The 19,540-nt window shown below is 70.1% G+C and carries 16 protein-coding genes; 12 read left to right on the top strand and 4 right to left on the bottom strand.

Features of this window, described 5'->3' with window-relative positions; translation table 11 throughout:
- Position 1: 1 nt before the first annotated feature.
- On the bottom strand, positions 2 to 1,141 hold the full coding sequence (locus tag ACFWGP_RS14020; RefSeq protein WP_275506565.1) for a glycosyltransferase: 1,140 nt from the start codon (positions 1,139 to 1,141) through the stop codon (positions 2 to 4).
- Positions 1,142 to 1,284: 143 nt separating this feature from the next.
- On the opposite strand from ACFWGP_RS14020, the gene ACFWGP_RS14015 reads away from it, so the two are divergent.
- From ACFWGP_RS14015 to ACFWGP_RS13995, 5 genes are all read left to right on the top strand, one after another.
- Entirely contained in the window at positions 1,285 to 2,235 is a 951-nt protein-coding gene (locus tag ACFWGP_RS14015; RefSeq protein ID WP_376931173.1) for a glycosyltransferase, read from the top strand.
- Positions 2,232 to 3,065, top strand: coding sequence for a glycosyltransferase (locus ACFWGP_RS14010; RefSeq protein ID WP_338029121.1), 834 nt, complete (start codon positions 2,232 to 2,234; stop codon positions 3,063 to 3,065). Before ACFWGP_RS14015 ends, ACFWGP_RS14010 begins: the two co-directional genes overlap by 4 nt.
- A gap of 132 nt (positions 3,066 to 3,197) precedes the next feature.
- Positions 3,198 to 5,549 carry an FG-GAP repeat domain-containing protein gene (locus ACFWGP_RS14005; RefSeq protein ID WP_376931172.1) on the top strand — a complete coding sequence of 784 codons (2,352 nt, stop codon included), beginning with the start codon at positions 3,198 to 3,200 and terminating at the stop codon, positions 5,547 to 5,549.
- Between the two features lie 41 nt (positions 5,550 to 5,590).
- The gene (gene galE / locus ACFWGP_RS14000) at positions 5,591 to 6,571 is read left to right on the top strand and encodes a UDP-glucose 4-epimerase GalE (RefSeq protein WP_275506567.1); all 981 of its coding nucleotides are present in this window, start codon (positions 5,591 to 5,593) and stop codon (positions 6,569 to 6,571) included.
- On the top strand, positions 6,568 to 8,523 hold the full coding sequence (locus ACFWGP_RS13995; RefSeq protein WP_376931171.1) for a DUF6541 family protein: 1,956 nt from the start codon (positions 6,568 to 6,570) through the stop codon (positions 8,521 to 8,523). The genes galE and ACFWGP_RS13995 overlap by 4 nt, the downstream gene beginning before the upstream one ends.
- A 31-nt stretch (positions 8,524 to 8,554) precedes the next feature.
- Here ACFWGP_RS13995 and ACFWGP_RS13990 read toward each other — a convergent pair whose 3' ends face one another.
- Both ACFWGP_RS13990 and ACFWGP_RS13985 read right to left on the bottom strand, forming a co-directional pair.
- Entirely contained in the window at positions 8,555 to 8,956 is a 402-nt protein-coding gene (locus tag ACFWGP_RS13990) for a DUF2304 domain-containing protein (protein WP_376931256.1), read from the bottom strand.
- Between the two features lie 2 nt (positions 8,957 to 8,958).
- Entirely contained in the window at positions 8,959 to 9,660 is a 702-nt protein-coding gene (locus ACFWGP_RS13985) for a glycosyltransferase family 2 protein (RefSeq protein WP_275506570.1), read from the bottom strand.
- A 72-nt stretch (positions 9,661 to 9,732) separates the two neighbouring features.
- Between ACFWGP_RS13985 and ACFWGP_RS13980 the strand changes: the two genes are divergently transcribed.
- From ACFWGP_RS13980 to ACFWGP_RS13950, 7 genes are all read left to right on the top strand, one after another.
- Complete coding sequence (locus ACFWGP_RS13980; RefSeq protein ID WP_275506571.1) at positions 9,733 to 10,344, top strand: acyltransferase; 612 nt, start codon at positions 9,733 to 9,735, stop codon at positions 10,342 to 10,344.
- On the top strand, positions 10,341 to 11,441 hold the full coding sequence (locus ACFWGP_RS13975) for a DegT/DnrJ/EryC1/StrS family aminotransferase (RefSeq protein ID WP_376931170.1): 1,101 nt from the start codon (positions 10,341 to 10,343) through the stop codon (positions 11,439 to 11,441). The genes ACFWGP_RS13980 and ACFWGP_RS13975 overlap by 4 nt, the downstream gene beginning before the upstream one ends.
- Positions 11,441 to 12,427 carry a Gfo/Idh/MocA family protein gene (locus ACFWGP_RS13970; protein ID WP_275506573.1) on the top strand — a complete coding sequence of 329 codons (987 nt, stop codon included), beginning with the start codon at positions 11,441 to 11,443 and terminating at the stop codon, positions 12,425 to 12,427. The genes ACFWGP_RS13975 and ACFWGP_RS13970 overlap by 1 nt, the downstream gene beginning before the upstream one ends.
- Positions 12,428 to 12,444: 17 nt before the next feature.
- Positions 12,445 to 13,626, top strand: coding sequence for a glycosyltransferase family 4 protein (locus ACFWGP_RS13965; RefSeq protein ID WP_275506574.1), 1,182 nt, complete (start codon positions 12,445 to 12,447; stop codon positions 13,624 to 13,626).
- Positions 13,623 to 15,041, top strand: coding sequence for a glycosyltransferase (locus ACFWGP_RS13960; protein WP_376931169.1), 1,419 nt, complete (start codon positions 13,623 to 13,625; stop codon positions 15,039 to 15,041). Before ACFWGP_RS13965 ends, ACFWGP_RS13960 begins: the two co-directional genes overlap by 4 nt.
- Positions 15,042 to 15,218: 177 nt before the next feature.
- Positions 15,219 to 17,006 carry an ABC transporter ATP-binding protein gene (locus tag ACFWGP_RS13955; protein WP_376931168.1) on the top strand — a complete coding sequence of 596 codons (1,788 nt, stop codon included), beginning with the start codon at positions 15,219 to 15,221 and terminating at the stop codon, positions 17,004 to 17,006.
- Positions 17,007 to 17,015: 9 nt separating this feature from the next.
- A complete protein-coding gene (locus tag ACFWGP_RS13950) occupies positions 17,016 to 18,197 on the top strand; it encodes a hypothetical protein (protein WP_275506577.1) in 1,182 nt (393 codons plus the stop codon).
- Between the two features lie 15 nt (positions 18,198 to 18,212).
- Here ACFWGP_RS13950 and ACFWGP_RS13945 read toward each other — a convergent pair whose 3' ends face one another.
- Positions 18,213 to 19,487, bottom strand: coding sequence for an acyltransferase (locus ACFWGP_RS13945; RefSeq protein WP_275506578.1), 1,275 nt, complete (start codon positions 19,485 to 19,487; stop codon positions 18,213 to 18,215).
- Between the last annotated feature and the right edge of the window lie 53 nt (positions 19,488 to 19,540).

Below are 19,540 nucleotides of genomic sequence, written 5' to 3'. Positions count from 1 at the left end.
CTCAGATCTCGGCGTGCAGCGCCCAGACGCGCTCGGCGGAGTCGCGCCAGCTGAACGCGTGCGCGCGGTCGGTGCCGGCGACCGAGAGCCGTTCGGCGAGGTCCGCGTCGCCGACGACGTCGGCGATCGCGCCGGCGAGCCGCTCGGCGTATCCGGCACCCCCGTCGCCGATCTCGACCGCACGGCCGGCGTCGGCTGAGATCTCGACGTACGCGGGCGTGTCGGAGTGGACGACGGGCACGCCGAGGTGGAACGCCTCGATGAGGGACGTGCCCGCTCCCTCATCGTGGCTCGGCGCGACGTACGCGGTCGCCCCGGAGAGCACGGTCGCCAGGTCGGCCGGATCGGCGAGCTCGAGCGCCCGTACCCGCCCGGGCGCGACGCCGGCCTCTTCGGCGACCGCCGCGAGGTGCAGCTCGCCCCAGTTCTCGGGACCGAGCACCACGAGCGGCACGTCGGGGGCGCCCTGACGGCCGAGCGCCGCGAGCAGGTCGACGACCCCGCTGCGGGGGTCGAGCGACCCGCTCGTCACGAGGTAGTCGCGGGGCAGTGCGAACCGGGCGGCCCGGTCCGCCGCGTCGCGAGGCATCTTCAGGCCGAGCCGCGGTGCCGTGCCGATGACCCGGACGCGGTCGCCGAAATCGGCGACCATCGCGAGCCGCTCGGCGAGCGCATGAGTGGGCACGACGACCGCGTCGGCGTGCTTGCGGGCCCGCTTGAGCATGCCCTTGTGCCACGAGACCGTGGTCGCGGTGAGCGACTCGGGGTGGGTCCACGCGAGGAGGTCGTGCACCGTCACGACCGTCTGGTCTCCGCTCGAGCGGTCGTGTCGCCGCAGCGGTGCGAAGAGACCGGGCGCGTGCACCATGCCGCCGCCGGGCGACGTGGTCAGGCCGAACTGCCATGCGGCCGCGAGCTCGCGGCGCGCGAGGCTCGTCTTGTAGAGCCCGGACAGGCCGGGGAACCGGGCGAGCAGCCGGTCGTAGTCGGCGGGGAGCGATGACGAGACGATGCCTTCGACCTCGCAGCCGGAGGGTGCCGAGGCGATGAGCGACTCGGTCAGCGCCTCGGTGTACCGGCCGAGCGCGCCGGGAACCGGCGCGACCACTTGGTCGACGATCATCCGAAGCGTCGTGGGCATGCCCCTCCTTCGAGTGTCACAGGCGACCCTCCAATCTATCGCGCCGCTACCCGAGAATCCGGCGAGAGCCCCGTGCTGTGGAAAGTCCGACGTCGGGGACAGGGCAAGATAGTGGGGAGCAATCCCGAGATCAGCGAGAGTCGATGAGTCCGTCACCTGTGCCACCGCGCGTCGTCGCCGTCGTCGTCGCCTACAACCGCGCAGCCCTCCTGACCGAGGTGCTCGCCGCGCTCGCGACGCAGCACGCCGCGCTCGCGAAGGTCGTCGTGGTCGACAACGCCTCGACCGACGACTCGGCCGACGTGGCTCGTGCCGCAGGCGAGCTCGTCGACCTCGTCTCGCTGCCGCGCAACACGGGCGGGGCCGGGGGATTCGCCGCGGGCATGGCCGTCGCCCTCACCGACCACGAACCCGACTGGCTCTGGCTCATGGACGACGACACCGTGCCGACCGCGTCGTCGCTCGCCGAGCTGCTCGCCGCCGTCGACGGCACCGACCTCGTCGTCGCGGGCTCCCGCGTCGTCTGGCACGACGGTACCGAGCACCCGATGAACACACCGCGGGAGAAGCCGTTCGTGGCTCGCGACGAGCGCATCGCCGCGGCTCGCCGCGGAGGCATCCCGATTCGCAGCACCTCGTTCGTCTCGATGCTCGTGCGAGCCGACGTCGTGCGCGAGGTCGGCCTGCCGATCGCCGACTACTTCATCTGGAACGACGACTTCGAGTACTCGACCCGGGCGTTGCGCGGCCGGCGGGGCGTGCACGTGCCCGCATCCGTGGTCGTGCACAAGACGAAGGTGCTCGGCGCGACCGACGCCGATCCCGGGCCCCGCTTCTACTACGAGGTGCGCAACAAGCTCTGGATGTTCCGCCGCTCCGCGAGCCTGTCGAGGGGTGAGAAGCTCCTCTACGGCGCCTCGAGCGTGCGCCGGTGGGTTCGCACGGTCGTACGGTCTAGCGACCGCACGACCCTGCGCGACGGCTGGCGGCGCGGCTATCGCGACGGCACGCGCACTCGGCCGCGGCCGAACGCGATGGCGCTCGACGGGCTCGGCCGCGCGAGCGACGCGGTGCGCCTGGTGGAACCGACGTGAGCACGCCCTTCTCGCTGCTCATGCCCGTGTACCGCGGCGACGACGCCGCGCACTTCGCGAAGGCCTTCACCTCGAGCGTCGGCGACCAGACCGCCCGACCGGCGCAGGTCGTGCTCGTGCAGGACGGCCCCGTCGGCGACGACCTCGCGGCCGCGATCCACCGCGTCGTCGGCGAGAGCCCCGTGCCCGTGATGCACCACGCCATCGACGAGAACGTCGGGCTCGCTCGAGCCCTCGAGACGGGCCTCGGCCTCTGCGAGCACGAGATCGTCGCCCGCATGGACGCCGACGACATCTCGCTGCCCGAGCGGTTCGCACGGCAGCTGCCCGTGATCGAGGGCGGCGTCGACCTCGTCGGCACCGGCATGTTCGAGTTCCTCGACGACGGCGGGGCGATCGTCGCCCGACGCACCCCTCGCACGGGCCACGACGAGATCTCGCGCTACGCACGCTTCCACGACCCGTTCAGCCACCCCACCGTCATGTACCGGCGCACCGCGGTCGAACGCGCGGGCGGCTACCAGCCGCTGGGGCTCATGGAGGACTACTGGCTGTTCGCGAGGATGATCCACGCCGGGGCCTCGGTCGAGAACCTGGCGGAGCCCCTCGTGATGTACCGCGTGGGCGCGGGCGCGTACGCGCGCCGCGGTGGACGCGCGCAGTGGCGCAGCGAGCTCGAGCTGCAGCGGGCGCTGCGTCGGATCCGATTCACCAGCCGCTGGGAGTACCTGCGCAACGTGACCGTGCGCGGGGTGTACCGGTTCGTGCCCGAGCGAGTGCGCAAGGTCGCCTACCGGCGGCTGATCGCGGGCGGCGGCACGGCGGACTGAGCCGGGCCGTCGAGCGGCGGGTCCTCGATGCGGCGACCTCCCGACGCGCGCGGGAACGCTGCATCTCCACTTCATGCGCCCGGATGGATACCATGGGCGAGACCGGTGTTCGGGGGCGGGACGGTTCGGAAGATGCGTACAGGGTTGAAGCGGCGGATGCTCGCGGTCGTCACGGCACTGGTCCTGGTGGTCGGCTTGGCCACGGCCGACGGCGTCACCCACGAGGATCCCGCGACGGCCGCCGTCGGCTCCGCGTTCAACCCGGGCATGATCATCAGCGACGCGGTGTTCTACGACAGCGGGACGATGACGGCGACGCAGATCCAGTCCTTCCTCAACGCGAAGGTGCCGACCTGCCGCTCAGGGTACGTGTGCCTGAAGAGCTATCGGCAGACGACGACGTCCCAGCCGGCACGCAGCGAGGGATGCACCGCCTACACCGGTCAGCCGAACGAGCTCGCCTCGCAGATCATCTACAAGGTCGCACGCGCGTGCGGCATCAATCCCCGATCGCTCCTCGTGCTGCTCGAGAAGGAGCAGGCGCTCATCACCGACACCTGGCCCACCTCGCGCCAGTACCGCTCGGCGACGGGATACGGGTGCCCCGACACCGCGGACTGCGATGCCAACTACTACGGGTTCTTCAATCAGCTGTACAACGCCGCATGGCAGTTCAAGAAGTACCGCGCGCGCCCGGCGGATCGGGCCTATCAGGCCGGGCGGTACAACACGATCGCGTGGCACCCGAACTCCGCGTGCGGCTCGTCCCGTGTCTACATCCAGAATCAGGCGACTGCGGGCCTCTACCTGTACACGCCCTATCGCCCGAACGCTGCTGCGCTCGCCAACCTCTACGGCACCGGCGACAGCTGCTCGAGCTACGGGAACCGCAACTTCTGGCGCATGTTCACCGACTGGTTCGGTTCGACATCTGCTCCCGCTCAGGTCGACGTCGCGATGGACGCGATTCCGTTGGCGTATGCACGAGACCGAGTCGGCGATCTCTGGCTGTACCCGGGTACCGGCACGGGGGCCTGGAAGAGCAGCGTACGGATCGGCGTCGGATGGGGTTCGCTCAAGCAGGTGGCCGGCGCAGGCGACCTCGACGGCGACGGCCATCGCGACATCATGGCGATCGACTCGGCAGGGTCGCTCTGGAACTACCCGACGAACGGCCGTGGCCGGTTCGGTACGAAGTCGAAGATCGGTGACGGCTTCGCAGGCGTCACCGCGCTCGTCGCGGCGGGTGACTTCAATTCCGACGGCGCGGTGGACTTCTTCACCCGCGCCTCGAACGGCGATCTGCGCCTGCATGCCGGGAACGGGCTCGGACAGTTCGCCCCGGCGAAGCGGGTCGGCGTCGGCTGGTCGGGCCTCACGGCGATCATCGGCGGTGTCGACTTCGACGGGGACGGGCTGACGGACGTCCTCGGCCGGTTCAGCAACGGCGACCTCCGTCTGTATCCGGGGAACGGACGGAGCGGCTGGAAGAGCTCACGACTGATCGGGGTGGGGTGGTCGTCCTTCACCGGACTGTTCACGCCGGGAGATTTCGACGGCGACAAGGTCGCGGACGTGCTCGCTCGCGACGCAGCCGGTGGGCTGTGGCTCTATCCGGGCAACGGTGCAGGCGGATGGAAGACGAAGCGGAAGGTCGGCAGCGGCTGGTCCGAGCTCACCGTGCTCTCCGGGCCGGGCAGCGTGGCGAAGGGCGCCTTCACCCCGGTGGGAGGAATGGGAGACCTGTCCGGCGACGGCCCGGCGGACCTGATGGTGCGGACCGGAGACGGCGCGGGCTGGATCTACCCCGGGAACGCCGTGGGCGGATTCCTCACCCGTACGAAGTTCTCGTCGGCGTGGAACTGGCCGACCGCGGTCGTCGCCGCCGGCGACCTCGACCGGAATGGCCGTCGCGATGTGCTGGTGCGTGAGTCGAGCGGCGTCCTCTGGCGCTACCCGTCGAACGGAGCGGGAGGCTTCTCGACACGCGTGAGCCTCGGCGCCGGCTGGGCCGGGTACACCGCGCTCGCCGGCGGGGTCGATCTCAACGGCGACCGCAAGCTCGACCTGCTCGCGCGAACGGCATCCGGTGACCTCGTGCTGCACAAGGGCGACGGCACGGGGGCGTTTCCGACGCGTGCGACGGTCGGGCCGGGCTGGCAGGCGATGCGGTGGATCTTGACTCCGGGCGACCTCAACCGCGACGGACGCGCGGACGTCATCGCGGTGAATGCCGACGGCGACCTGCTGCTCTATCGCGGCAACGGAGTCGGCGGCTTCGCCGCGGCGGTGCAGGTCGGGCACGGGTGGTCGGGGATGACCTGGGTGATGACACCAGGTGACTTCGACGGCGACAGGATCCCCGACCTCATCGCGCGGACGAGCACGGGCAACGTCATGCTCTACCCCGGCAACGGAAGCAGCGGTTGGAAGCCGGCGAAGCAGATCGCGACCGGCTGGCAGCGGGCCACCTTCATCGGTTGAGCCCCCGGGAAGGCGGAGCAGCCGACGGTAGACTGTCGGCCGTGTCAGTTCTCATCACCGGCGGCGCCGGGTACATCGGCGCGCACGTCGTTCGGCTGCTGAGCGAACGTGGCGACGCCGTCGTGGTGGTCGACGACCTCTCGAGCGGTGACCCGGCGCGCTTGTCAGGCGCCCGTCTCGAGAAGCGTGACCTGACCACCGGAGATGCCCGTAGCGCGCTCGCGCAGGTGATGCGCGAGCATCAGGTGACGCGGGTCGTCCACTTGGCGGCGCGGAAGCAGGCGGCCGAGTCGGTCGAGGTGCCCGAGGAGTACTTCCGCGACAACATCGGCGGACTCGCGGCGGTCATCGGCGCATGCGCCGATGCGGGGGTTCGCCGACTCGTCTTCTCGTCGTCGGCGGCCGTCTACGGCATGCCGGCGACGGCGACGGTCGACGAGCGCACGCCGACCCTGCCGATCAATCCGTACGGAGAGTCCAAGCTCGTCGGAGAATGGCTCGTGCGCGACGCAGTGCGAGCACACGGCATCGACGCGGTCAGCTTGCGGTACTTCAACGTGGCCGGCGCAGGCTGGCCCGACCTCGGTGATCCGCATTCGCTCAACCTTGTCACGATCGCGATCGATCGCATCCGACGGGGGCTGCCTCCCATCGTGTACGGCGGCGATTTCGACACCCACGATGGCACCGGCGTGCGTGACTACATCCACGTTCTCGATCTGGCCGGAGCGCATCTCGCCGCACTCGACGCACTCGATTCGGCCCCCGATTCCCCACGTGCCCGGGTCTTCAACGTCGGCACCGGGTCGGGGGCGAGCGTCCTCGAGGTGCTCGATCGACTCCGCTCGGTTTCGGGCATCCCGTTCGAACCGGTCGTCGAGCCCCGCAGGCCCGGCGATCCCGATGCGGTGGTCGCCGATGCGAGTCGCATCGCCGAGGAACTCGGCTGGCGCGCGACGCGATCACTCGACGAGATGATCACCAGTGCCTGGACGGCGGATCGCACGGCGCAACTCGCATGAGCTGGCTGGAATTCGTGCCATCGCTTGCGGTGGCGGTCGCGGTGCTGTTCGGCCCGGGACTCGCACTCGGCCTCTCGATCGGCGCCCGACGGCTGACGCTGTGGGCGATCGCGCCCGCGATCACGGTCGCGTTCCTCTCTCTTCTCGCGATCGTGTACGGCGGCATCGGCATCAGTTGGTCGTTGCTGCCGGTGGCGGCGGCCGTCATCGTCATCGCGGTGCCGATCGCGATCGTCCGACAGCTCCTGCGCGGACGCATCGGGCGCCCCGACCGACCTGAATCGGTGCTCAGCGGGTGGACGGTGGCCGGGCTCGGGCTGGCAGCCGTCGTCATCGGCGCCCAGCTCGTGGTCGGCCTGCAGGCGCCCGACCGGATCTCGCAGACGTTCGATGCCTACTTCCATCTCAACGGCATCCGCTACATCCTCGACACCGGTAGCGCGTCGTCGTTCGACATCCAAGGCCTCGTGCTTCCCGAAGGGCAGCGACCGTTCTATCCGGCGGGGTGGCATGCGGTCGCCTCGCTCGTCGCGTCGAGCGGCATCGCGAGCATCCCCGTCGCCGTGAACGCCGTGAGCGTCGTCATCGCGGCCCTCGTCTGGCCGGCGGGATGTCTCCTGCTCATGCGTTCCCTCATGCCGAGGAGCCGTACTGCGGCGCTCGCCACCGGTGTGCTGGCCGCGGCGTTCCCGGCGTTCCCGATCATGATGCTCACGTTCGGTGTGCTGTACCCCTACTTCCTCGCCCTCGCGATGCTGCCGGCCGCGCTCGGGCTCGGCTTCGCGATCGGACAGGCGCGCAGCCTCCACGGCAGCGGCACCCTCTTCCGCTGCGTCCTCCTCGTGCTCGCCCTCCTCGGCATCGCCTTCGCCCAGCCGGCCGGGGCGTTCGCCTGGGCCGCCTTCGTCCTGCCGCTCGTCCTGTGGCGTGCCGTACCCGCCATCACGCGCCTCGGGGGCGTGCGCCGTATCGTGTGGTGGGCGGTGCTCGGCCTCGGACTCGTCGCCTTCGCCGGACTATGGATCTGGTTCGGCCGCATCGGCGCGAACACGCCCTGGATCGCCTACACCAACCTGCTCGGCGCGCTCGGCGAAGCGCTCTTCCACGGATTCAAGGCGTCGTTCCCCTCGATCGTCCCGTGCGTGCTCGCGCTCATCGGGGTCGTCGACCTCATCCGCCGCCGTGAGAAGCTGTGGTTCGTCGCCACGTGGGCGGTGAGCATCGTGCTGTTCGTCGTCGCGGCCGGCGGCCCGTCGTGGAAGCTGCGCGCGTGGGTCGACGGGATCTTCTACCGCGATCCGCCGCGCCTCAGCGCCCTGCTCGTGATCACCGCCGTGCCGATGGCGGTGTTCGGCGTCGTCGCGCTGTGGCGATTCGTGCAGCGCCGTGCCGGAAACCGGCTCGCGCCGGGGTCGGCGACCGCACGGGCACTCGCCGCGGCATCCCTGGCGGTGCTTCTCATCGCGACGCAGGCGAATCCCGCGATGTGGACGCAACTCGGGCTCACGATACGCGCGTACACCGACGCGGCGGACGCGCCGATCCTCTCAGGAAGCGAGCGGAAGCTCATCGAGCGCATGCCCGAGCACATCCCCGCCGACGCGCTCGTCGCCGGCAACCCGTGGACGGGGACGCCGTTCGCCTACGCGCTCACCGGCATCCGTATGATGAGCCCGCACTTCAATTCCTACCTCTACCCCGGAGCGAAGATCATCAACGAGCGGCTCAATGAGGCGCTCGAGGATCCGGCGGTGTGCGATGCCGTGCGCTCGGCCGGTGTGACCTACGTGCTGGACTTCGGCGGGTACTTCAAGGACGCCGGCGAGACGGGGCTGGAGATCGACGGCACGACGCCCTACCTCGGCCTGCGCGACCTCGCCGAGGCGGGCGTCGGCGAGGAGGTCGACCGGGAGGGTGACGCGGTCCTCTACCGGATCACGGCGTGCGACTGACCCCGGTTGTACCGATGCGACACCGACGCGGTCAGCGCTCGGCGTCGTCGGGCGCGGCCTGCGATCCGCCGTTCGGGACTGCGGGCGGGGCGGAGTTCCTCGCGTCCTCCGCCGAGGCCTGGGTGAGTGCGATCTGACGCGACAGCAGCGTGATGCGTCGGTTGACCTGCACGTTGCGGCGGTACGTCGTGGCGACGAAGACGAGGAACGCGAGAATCAGCGCGTAGAGCATGAGGTCGGCCCCGCGACCCACGCCGATGGCGTTGGCGATCCAGCTCAGCCACTGGGGGAAGAGGATCGAGACGATCGCGACGAGCACGAAGCCGGCCATGAACAGCCGGCGGAGTGCCAGATGGCTGTCGCCCCCGGTCGGACGCGCCAGGAAGAGCCCGATGACGAGCACCCCGGCGACGAGGAGGATCTGGATCCACATGTTCACCTCACCAGCAGGTCGACGAGGATGTTGACCGAGTTCAGCAGGGACTGGCCCTTGGATTTGGAGTAGTCGGTGTAGAGGACCTCGACCGGGAACTCGCGCCAGGGGAGCTTCGTGCGCCCCAGCTTCAAGACGATCTCGGAGGCATGGGCCATGCGGTCCTGCTCGAGGTGGATCTGGGCCGCCGCGTCGGTGCGGATGACCCGCAGTCCGTTGTGGGCGTCGGTGAGCTTCAGGCCCGTCGTCAGGTTGGTCACCTTGACGGCGGTCTTCAGCACGATCCGCTTCAGCAGGCCGGGATTGGTGCGATCGTCGAGGAAGCGGGAGCCGAACACGATCGCCACGTCATCGCGCTTCGCGAGGTCGAGCATCAGCATGGCGTCTTCGATGCGGTGCTGACCGTCGGCGTCGAACGTCACGAGATACCGTGCCCCCGGCTGCTTCACGGCATATTCGAAGCCGGTCTGCAGGGCCGCGCCCTGCCCGAGGTTCACCGGGTGCCGGATGACTCGGGCGCCCGCCTCCTCGGCGGCGACGATCGAGCCGTCGGTGCTGCCGTCGTCGATGCAGACGACGTGCTCGAAGTGCTCGTGGAGCTCGGTGACGACACGGCCGATGACGGTCTCCTCGTTGTAGAGGGGGATCACGATCCACGTGTCGTCGGAGTGCCGCCGAGCCTCGGCCTGGGCGGAACTGTCCATCAGGCCATTGTTGCAGAACACGGTAGGCTGTCTGCGCAGCCGCGGCTGCCCGGACGGCATGAGGAGCCCAGATTGTCAACACCTTCGAGCGCCCGCATCGTCGACTCCGCAGACGTCTCACCCGAAGCGACCATCGGTGACGGCAGCTCGGTATGGCACCTCGCCCAGGTGCGCGAGCAGGCCGTGCTCGGCGAGAACTGCGTGATCGGCCGCGGGGCCTACATCGGCACGGGCGTCCGCCTCGGCGACAACTGCAAGGTGCAGAACTACGCGCTCGTCTACGAGCCGGCGCAGCTCGCCGACGGCGTCTTCATCGGACCGGCCGTCGTGCTCACGAACGACACGTACCCGCGAGCAGTGAACCCCGACGGCACGCTGAAGAGCGCCCACGATTGGGAACCCGTGGGTGTGACCATTCGCGAGGGCGCCTCCGTGGGGGCACGGGCGGTGTGCGTGGCACCGGTTACGATCGGTGCCTGGTCGACCATCGCCGCCGGCGCCGTCGTCACCAAGGATGTCCCCGACTTCGCGTTGATGGCCGGCGTGCCGGCACGACGCCTCGGGTGGGTCGGACGTGCCGGGCAGCGCCTGGTGTCCGACGGAGAGATCTGGCGCTGTCCCGCGACTGGCGCCGAGTACGTCGAGACCGATGGGGTCTTGAGAGAGATGAGTGAGAACGCATGACCGAGTCGTTCATTCCCCCCGCGAAACCGATCATCGGTGACGACGAGCGCGCTGCCGTCGACCGGGTGCTGCAGTCCGGAATGGTGGCGCAGGGTCCCGAGGTCGCCGCCTTCGAGCGAGAATTCGCCGAGGTGCTCGTCGAAGGCCGCGAGTCGGTCGCGGTGAACTCCGGCACGTCCGGCCTCCACTTGGGCCTCCTCGCGGCGGGCATCGGCCCCGGCGACGAGGTCATCGTGCCCTCGTTCACGTTCGCGGCGACGGCCAATTCGGTCGCGCTCACCGGCGCCACGCCCGTGTTCGCCGACATCGAGCCCGAGCAGTTCACGCTCGACCCCGCGTCGGTCGAGGCCGCCGTCACCGAGCGCACGGCCGCCGTGATGCCGGTGCACCTCTACGGCCACCCGGCGCACATGACCGACCTGCAGGCCGTCGCCGACCGCCACGGCCTCGCGCTCTTCGAGGACGCGGCGCAGGCGCACGGCGCCTCGCTCGGAGGACGCAAGGTGGGGACCTTCGGTCGCTTTGCGATGTTCAGCCTCTACCCGACGAAGAACATGACGAGCGGCGAGGGCGGCATGGTCACGTGCGAAACCCCCGAGCTCGTGCGCAACGTCAAGCTGCTGCGCAATCAGGGCATGGAGGCGCAGTACCAGAACGAGGTCGTCGGCTTCAATGCCCGCATGACCGACATCCACGCGGCGATCGGCCGCGTGCAGCTCACCAAGGTCGGTGGATGGACGGCGACCCGACAGGCGAACGCCGCCTTCCTCGATCGCGAGCTGCGCGGTGTGATCGTGCCGCCCGTCGCGGACGACGCGGTGCACGTCTACCACCAGTACACGATCCGGGTTCCCGAGGACCGCGACGGCTTCGTCGCGGCGCTCAAGAACGAGTACGCGGTCGGCAGCGGCGTCTACTACCCGGTGCCGAACCACCGGCTCGCCTCGCTCGCGCACTTCGCCCCCGGCCTGCACCTCGTGGAGACCGAGCGGGCCGCGGCGGAGGTCGTGTCGCTGCCGGTGCACCCGTCGCTCTCGCAGCGCGACCTCGAGCGCATCGTCCAGGCCGTGAACGCCGTCGCAGGAGCGGGCGCCTGATGGCCGAGCTGCGCGCCGGCCTCATCGGCGTGGGCATGATGGGGCGCCATCACGCCCGCGTGCTGCGCGAACTGCCGGGGGTCGACCTCGTGGCGATCGCCGACCCGGGCGGCGACCCGCACGGCGTCGCCGGCGACCTCGAGGTGCTGCCCGATGTCGACGCGATGATCGCGGTCGGGATCGACCTCGCCGTCGTCGCCATTCCGACCCGGTTCCACTACGACGCGGCGATGAAGCTCGCCGACGCCGGGGTGCACACGCTCGTCGAGAAGCCGATCGCGCAGACGGTCGAGCAGGGTCGCGAGATGACGGACGCCTTCAAGGCGCGCGGCCTCGTCGGCGCCGTCGGGCACATCGAGCGGTTCAACCCCGCGTTGCAGGAATTGCGCCGTCGCATCGCGGCGGGCGACCTGGGCGAGGTGTATCAGATCGCGACCCGTCGGCAGGGCCCGTTCCCGGCCCGCATCGCCGACGTCGGCGTCGTGAAGGACCTGGGCTCGCACGACGTCGATCTCACTGCGTGGGTCGCGCAGAGCGACTACGCGTCGATCTCGGCGCGCACGCTGCACAAGAGCGGTCGTGAGTACGAGGACATGGTGCTCGCGAGCGGGATGCTCCGCAACGGAGTCCTCGTCAACCACATCGTGAACTGGCTCAGCCCTATGAAAGAGCGCGTGACGATCGTCACCGGCGAGCTCGGCGCGTTCGTCGCCGACACCTCGACGGGCGACCTGACGCTCTTCCGCAACGGCACCGTTCCGACCGAGTGGGAGGCCGTGTCGGCGTTCCGCGGTGTGAGCGAGGGCGACATGACCAGGTTCGCCTTCGCCAAGCGGGAGCCGCTGCGGGTCGAGCACGAGGCCTTCCGCGATGCCGTCCTCGGCGAGCGTCAGGACGTCGTCACGATGGAGGAGGGGCTGCGCACTCTCGAGGTCGTCGAAGCCGTCATCACGTCCGCGGCGTCCGGCGCGGTCGTCGACCTCTGAATCGGAGTCGCCCGCCGATGCGCGTCGTGATCACCAGTCGCATCTTCGCGCCCGAGCCCGCTGCGGCGGCATATCGTCTCGCGGCGCTCGCCGGCGCGCTCGCGCGCAGCGGCGCCGAGGTGACCGTGCTGACGACGCGTCCGCCTGCGGGCACCGCACCTGAGGCGGCCGGCTGGCGGGCGGCCGAGGCCGACGACGCCGCGGGCGCGGTCCGGGTGCGGCGAGCGCCCGTCCTGCGCGACGCGTCGGGACAGGTCCGCGGTTACCTGCAGTACCTCAGCTTCGACGTACCGCTCGCCTTCCGCCTGCTCTTCTCACGGGCTGCCGACGTCGTCGTCACCGAGCCGCCGCCGACGACCGGGTTCGTCGTGCGCGTCGTCTGCGCCCTCCGACGACGTCCGTACGTGTACTACGCGGCCGACATCTGGTCCGACGCCGCCGAGTCCACCGGCGCTCCCGGATTCGTCGTGCGCGCAGTGCGCAGCCTCGAGCGTCGCGCACTGCGCAGGGCTCGGCACGTGGTCGCCGTGACTGACGGCGTCGCCGATCGGGTGCGCGCACTCGCCGGACACGACCGCGTGACGGTCGTGCGCAACGGCATCGACACCCGTGTGTTCTCTCCCGACGGTCCGACCGTCGAGGGGCCGCCCACGGCGGTCTACGCCGGCACGACCTCAGAATGGCAGGGCGCCGACGTGTTCGTCCGCGCATGGCCGGCGGTGACCGCCACGATTCCCGATGCCAAGCTCGTGTTTCTCGGACAGGGCAGCGCATGGGACGACCTGCGCGAACTCGCAGAGGAGGTCGCGCCCGGCGCCGTCGAGTTCCACGACCTCGTGCCGCCTGCAGAAGCGGCGACCCGCCTGCGGTCCGCGGGCGCAGGCCTCGTCAGCCTCAAGCCCGGGCAGGGATACGACTTCGCGTTCCCGACGAAGGTCTATGCGGCGCTCGGGTGCGGCACCCCCGTCGTGTACGCGGGCCCCGGCGCGGCGGCCGAGGTGATCGATCGGGGCGACCTCGGCCGCGCCGTCGACTACGACACGGACGCGGTCGCGTCCGCGGTCGTCGAGGTGCTGCGGCGCGAGCCCGGCGCCGATGCCGAACGATTGGCCGCATGGACGGCGCGGCACGCATCGATCAGCTCGGCGGCGAAGTCCGCCGCCGACGTCGTGCGGCATGCGGCGGGGGGAGTCGAATGACCGAGGCCCGATATGCACCGGGCGACGGAGCGTCGCCGCGCGTCGCGTTCGTCGTCTACAACGACGTTCATCGCGACGCTCGCGTGATGAGGATCGCGAAGGCCGCCGTGGACGCGGGAGCGAAGGTGCGCGTGTTCGCGTTCGGCGGCCCGCGCGTCAGCCGTTACCCGGCGGGCATCACCGAGCACGAGGACGGCTTCGAGATCGAGCGGGTGGCGATCCGCTCCATCGGCCACGTGCTCGTCGACGCAGGCCGTACGGCACGCCTGGTGATCGGTCGCGGGGCGCCCGCCGCCGTTGCCCCGGCCGGGGCGCCGGCCGTCGCGGTCGCGACCGCAATAGTGCCCGCCGAAGGCGCGGCCGCCGCGCTCCCCGCGACGCCGAGGGGAATCAAGGGCTGGACCGTCAAGCAGTGGCGGCGCGCCGACCGCACCGTCCGACAGTTCTCGTTCTGGCGCCGAGCGCGTGCCGCCGTCCGGTCGTGGGCGCCCAACCTCGTCCACGCGCACGACGCCAACACCCTGCCGGTCGCGACGCGCGTCGCCGGTCGGCTCGGCATCCCGTTCGTCTACGACTCGCACGAGCTGTGGACCCGTCGCAATGTGAGCGCCGATCGTCCGATCGCAAAGCGCCTCGAGGGTCCGATGGAGCGGCGGGGCGCCCGGCGGGCCGCCGGCGTCATCACCGTCTCGCCGAGCATCGCCGAATGGCTGCAGGAGCGCTACCGGCTACGCGAGCTCCCGACGCTCGTGCGCAACATCCCCCCGCTCGGGGACAGATCGATCGAACGGTCGGATGGTCGACTGCGTGAACTCGCCGGCCTCGACGACGACACGCGGGTCGTTGCCTACTGCGGGGGCATCACGTTCAACCGAGGTATCGAACGCGTGATCGAGGCGATGCCGCACCTGCCCGACGACACCCATTTCGTGCTGCTCGGCGAGGGGTCGGAAGTCTACGTCGACGGTCTGCGCCGGCTCGTCGCCCGGACGGGCGACGGCGACCGGGTCCACTTCGTCGGCGCCGTTCCGCCCGCCGAGGTGTCGGCGGCGCTCGCCGACGCGGACGTCTCGGTCGCGCTCACGCAACCGACGGTGCTCTCCTACGAGTATTCGTTGCCGAACAAGCTCTTCGAGTCCGTTCACGCAGGCGTCCCCGTGCTCACCTCCGCGACGAAGGACGCGTCGGAAGTGGTCCGGCGATACGATCTCGGCGGTGTCGTCGACCCTCACGCATCGCCGGAAGCACTCGCAGGGGCGATCGAGGCGGTCATCGGTGCCGCGTCTCGCCATCGGGCTGCGGCTCGCGCCGCGGCTGCCGAGTTGAGTTGGCAGCAGGAGGCGAGCCGTCTGATCGACCTGCACCGCCGGCTGCTCGAATCGGACGCGAGTCGGCGAGGCTCCATCGGTGTCTGACCCGGTGCGTGGGCTCGCGGTGATTCCCGGGAGCGGAGAGGTCATCGACAAGACTCCGATCCAGTCTGTGCGAGGATTAACGATCGATCGCCCGCCGACGAGACGCTCGCTCCAGGGCGCCGCCGTCGGACCACCCACGTACCGCCGTCCGCGATCGCAGCCGAGAAGGAATCGACAGTGAACGACAATCTCCAGACGTTCCGACGGCTGCTGCCATTCCTGCCGGCCAAAGCGCGTGCCTTCCTCTGGGTCTACGTGGTCTTCTCGAGCGCCCTGGCCGGGCTCGACGTCGCCGCGTTGATGCTCCTTGCGGTCTCGCTCACGGGCATGGTGAACAACCAGCCGATCAGCCTCCCGGTGGTCGGGACGATCGAGCCGAGCGGTTTCGCCTGGGTGCTGCTCGTAGTGTGCGGGATCATCATCGTGAAGGCCATCATCGCGATCATCCTCCAGTGGGTCGCCACGCGCCGGTTCGCGTCGTACGAGTTGGAGATCGGCGATCGTCTGTTCGCCGCATACATCAAAGCGCCGTGGACCGAGCGGCTCCGGCGCAACACCTCGCAGCTGATCCGACTGGCGGATGTCGGCATCGCAAGTGTCGTCGGCGGGTTCATGCTGCCGGTGCTCTCGCTTCCGGCGATGTTCACGACGTTCGTCGCCGTGGTCGCCGTGCTCGTCATCGCGCAGCCGCTCACCGCTGCGATCACGCTCGGCTATCTCGGACTGATCGCGTGCATCCTGTACTTCATCGTCGCTCGGAAGTCGATCGAGGCGGGGCGCGTCAACCGCACCTACTCGTTCAAGGTCGCACGGCTGATGACCGACATGGTGAACGCACTCAAGGAGATCACGCTCCGCAACAGCGCGCCGACCGTGGCCCGGGCGGTCCATGACAACCGGATCCACACGACGCGAGCTCGCTCCAACCTGAGCTTCCTCGGACAGCTTCCGAAGTTCGTCTTCGATGCCGCCCTCGTCGGCGGGTTCGTGCTCGTCGGCGGCGCCTCATACCTCGGCAGCGGCGGAAACCTCGCTGCGGCGTTCTCGTCGGTCGCCCTCTTCGGGGTGGCAGGCTACCGGCTGGTGCCGTCACTCACGGGCTTCCAGTCGGTCATGACGCAGACGCATGCGAACGTGCCGATCGTCAACGACGTGATCCGCGACATCGAGAAGTCCGCCGACTACATCGAGTACGCCGACACGGTCGGGCGCCGACCGATCACGGGTGAGCCCCGCGAGCTGCAGCTGAAGGGAGTTCGATTCACCTACCCGCATCGGGAAGAACCTGCGCTGCATGACGTCGACCTCGTGCTTCCGATGGGTGCGACGCTTGGAATCGCGGGATCCTCGGGCGCGGGCAAGACGACGCTCGTCGACCTCATCCTCGGTCTCCTCGTGCCGTCCGAGGGCAGCATCCGCCTCGACGGGGTCGAGCTCGAGGACGTGCTCATGGACTGGCGCTCGCGGGTGGGGTACGTACCGCAGGACGTCTCGCTGTTCGACGGCACGGTGGCGCAGAACGTCGCGCTCACGTGGGGCGACGACATCGATCGCGACAAGGTGCGTGAGGCGCTCGAGCGCGCCCAGCTCTTGGACACGATCTCGCAGCGTCCCGGCGGCATCGACTCGCGAATCGGCGACCGCGGTATGGCACTCTCCGGCGGCCAGCGGCAGCGACTCGGCATCGCCCGGGCGCTCTACGGCGACCCTCTCGTCCTGGTGATGGACGAGGCCACGAGCGCGCTCGACACGAAGACCGAGTCGGATGTGGCCTTCGCGATCCGCAACCTGCGGGGGCAGGTGACGATCGTCTCCGTCGCTCACCGTCTGTCGACGATCCGCGACAGCGACCAGGTGGTCTTCATGCGCGATGGGACGATCCTCGCGAACGGGACGTTCGACGAAGTCGTGGCCGCCGTCCCCGACTTCGCGACGCAGGCCGCCTTGGCCGGCCTGGTCAAGTAGGCGTCCGGGATGCTACCACGCGGACTCGCGGCGATGGCCGGTCGCGCGTCGCGGCTGGTGCCGGAGGCGCTGCTCGTCCGCGTCCTGCCGAAGCGGTTGCGCTATGACCCGGCCGCGCTGGCGGTCGCGGTACCACCGCAGACGCCTGTGCGGCTCTTCGTCGGCCCGGTGAACTTCGCCGGGCAGGGCTGGCAGTGGGCCCGTGCGGCCGAGCGAGTGCCGGGGGTCGGGGCGGTGAGCATGGCCTACCGGATCGGTACCGAGTTCGGCTTCCCGGTCGATCAGACGGTGCCGGCGTCCGCGTACGTGCTCTCGCGGAGCTGGCAGCGACATCAGCACGACGCGGTCTCGTCGGGATTCGGCCACGTGCTGGTCGAGGCCGAGCGGCACCTGTTCGGCCGCGTCTACGATCAGACGGTCGAGCAGCAGGTGCGCGACCTCATCGTCCGCGGGGTGCGCGTGGCGATGGTGGCACACGGCAGCGAGGTGCGGCTGCCGAGCCGCCACGCCGCGACGCACCCCGACTCGCCGTTCGCCGACCGTGATTGGGACCAGGTGGCGGTGTTCGAGCGTCAGGCGGCCGAGAACCTCGCACTGCTCGATCGGCTCGGACTGCCGGTGTTCGTTTCGACGCTCGGCCTCTTGGAAGATCTGCCCGCGGCCGAGTGGCTGCCGGTGGTGGTCGATCCAGAGGCGTGGTCGGGTGGTGCGGAACCGCTCGAGCGCCCGCGCCCGGTCGTGGCGCACGCACCGAGCAGCGGCCGGATCAAAGGATCGGACCTGGTCGATCCCGCGCTGGCCCGACTCGAGTCGGAGGGGCTCATCGAGTACCTCCGGGTCACCGGCGTACCGGCCACCCAGATGCCCGACGTCTATCGCGGCGCCGATATCGTGCTCGACCAGTTCCGTGTCGGCGACTACGGCGTCGCCGCGTGCGAGGCGATGGCCGCGGGCCGTGTGGTGGTCGGACACGTCGACCGTACCGTTCGCGACGGGATCCTGGCCCGCACCGGTCTCGAGCTTCCGATCGTCGAGTCGCGCGGCGGTGAGATCGAGCGGATCCTCCGATCGCTCGTCGCGGATCGCGACGCCGCGCGCCGGGTGGCCGAGCGCGGGCCCGCGTTCGTGCGCGCAGTGCACGACGGGCGTCGCTCGGCGGAGGCGCTTGGCGGCTTCCTCGGCGCCCGCTGAGTCGGGCCGGGTCGGTCAGCGGGCGGGCGTCGCGCGGGGGTCGCGGTCGGCATCGGTCGCCGACGCGTTCGCGCTGGGCGCGGCCGTGCCGGCGGTGAGCTCGTCACCGGCCGGTGCCGGCGCCCCCTCGGGCGGGGCCGCTCCGGCTGCCGGGCTCCCAAGCGCCGGTCGCGCACGCCGGCGCTCGGCACGGGAGTCCCACCACCGGCGCATGCGACGCTCGAGCGGGCGCTCGACGAGGTGGTGCAGGGCGGCAGCCGCGGCGAGCGACAGTACGAGCAGCAACGCGGTCCACGCAAGTGCGCTCCAACCCGCCGGCTGGCGGCCGACCACCGCGAGCAGCGCGTAGATGACCGTCGCGTGCACGAGGTAGAACGCGTACGACCAGTCGCCGAGCGCGACGAGCACCTTGGACCGCAGCAGCGAGAAGCCGCCGACGAGGTCACGGCGCGCGACCGCGGCGATCGTGATCGCGCAGAGGATGACGATCCACTCGTTCGAGGAGGAGAGGAAGAACCGGGTGACCGGGTCGACGGCTTCGCGGGTCGCCGAGTAGCCGATCCAGACGAGGAACGCGCCGCCTGCGAGATAGCAGTACAGCGGCTTGATACGCACGCGCCAGCCAGCGAGCATCGCGCTCGCGAGGCACATGCCGAGCACGAACTCAGGCAGCCGCGAGACGGGCAACGGCAGCGTCGCCAGCCAAGTCCCCGGCCAGAGCATCACCGAGGCCCGGTACGCGAACATGATCGCGACGACGACGCCGGCGGCGATCAGCGAACCGCGCAGCCTGAGCGGCAGCAGGACCTTGTTGATGAACGGGTGCAGGGCGTAGAAGAACGCCTCGCACGTCAGCGTCCACGCGGCCGGGTTTCCGGAGAACAGGATCACCGGATCGCGCGACCAGCCCTGCACGAGGAAGACCGACAGCAGCAGAATGCCCGGGACGAACGGCTTCACCCACCATTGGGCGGGATCAGGGTCGAAGCTGTAGAAGACCGGGATCGCGAGGAGCAGGGCGACGAAGCTCGCGGGGTAGATCCTGGAGAAGCGGCGCCACCAGAAGGTGGGCATCGTCGTCGTCGCCCGCGCCGACCACGTGAGCACGAAGCCCGACAGCACGAAGAAGAAGGCGACGCCGTAGTGTCCGAGTGTCAGCACCGCTGCGCCGGGCAGGGGAGCGAAGTTCAGCATGTGATGGCCGAACACGGCGAAGGCGGCCCACCACCGGAGGCCGGTGAGCGAATCGAGTCGTCGCGTGCCGGCAACCGGCGCAACCGCAGTGCTCACCACGTTGTGCCCGATGCTCGCGACGATTCGACATGCCTCACAGACAGCGAGTC

It is taken from the genome of Agromyces sp. NPDC127015, from assembly GCF_042725165.1.
Lineage (GTDB): Bacteria > Actinomycetota > Actinomycetes > Actinomycetales > Microbacteriaceae > Agromyces > Agromyces chromiiresistens.
Note: the sequence above shows the minus strand (reverse complement) of the source record. Positions and strands in the feature narration are given on the sequence as shown.

Coding starts and splice junctions, on each gene's coding strand:
- ACFWGP_RS13985 (WP_275506570.1), bottom strand. CDS start 9,660: ATGGACAGTTCCGCCCAGGCCGAGGCTCGGCGGCACTCCGACGACACG.
- ACFWGP_RS13960 (WP_376931169.1), top strand. CDS start 13,623: ATGACCGAGGCCCGATATGCACCGGGCGACGGAGCGTCGCCGCGCGTC.
- ACFWGP_RS13950 (WP_275506577.1), top strand. CDS start 17,016: ATGCTACCACGCGGACTCGCGGCGATGGCCGGTCGCGCGTCGCGGCTG.
- ACFWGP_RS13965 (WP_275506574.1), top strand. CDS start 12,445: ATGCGCGTCGTGATCACCAGTCGCATCTTCGCGCCCGAGCCCGCTGCG.
- ACFWGP_RS14005 (WP_376931172.1), top strand. CDS start 3,198: ATGCGTACAGGGTTGAAGCGGCGGATGCTCGCGGTCGTCACGGCACTG.
- ACFWGP_RS14020 (WP_275506565.1), bottom strand. CDS start 1,141: ATGCCCACGACGCTTCGGATGATCGTCGACCAAGTGGTCGCGCCGGTT.
- ACFWGP_RS13995 (WP_376931171.1), top strand. CDS start 6,568: ATGAGCTGGCTGGAATTCGTGCCATCGCTTGCGGTGGCGGTCGCGGTG.
- ACFWGP_RS13990 (WP_376931256.1), bottom strand. CDS start 8,956: ATGTGGATCCAGATCCTCCTCGTCGCCGGGGTGCTCGTCATCGGGCTC.
- ACFWGP_RS13975 (WP_376931170.1), top strand. CDS start 10,341: ATGACCGAGTCGTTCATTCCCCCCGCGAAACCGATCATCGGTGACGAC.
- ACFWGP_RS13970 (WP_275506573.1), top strand. CDS start 11,441: ATGGCCGAGCTGCGCGCCGGCCTCATCGGCGTGGGCATGATGGGGCGC.
- ACFWGP_RS14015 (WP_376931173.1), top strand. CDS start 1,285: ATGAGTCCGTCACCTGTGCCACCGCGCGTCGTCGCCGTCGTCGTCGCC.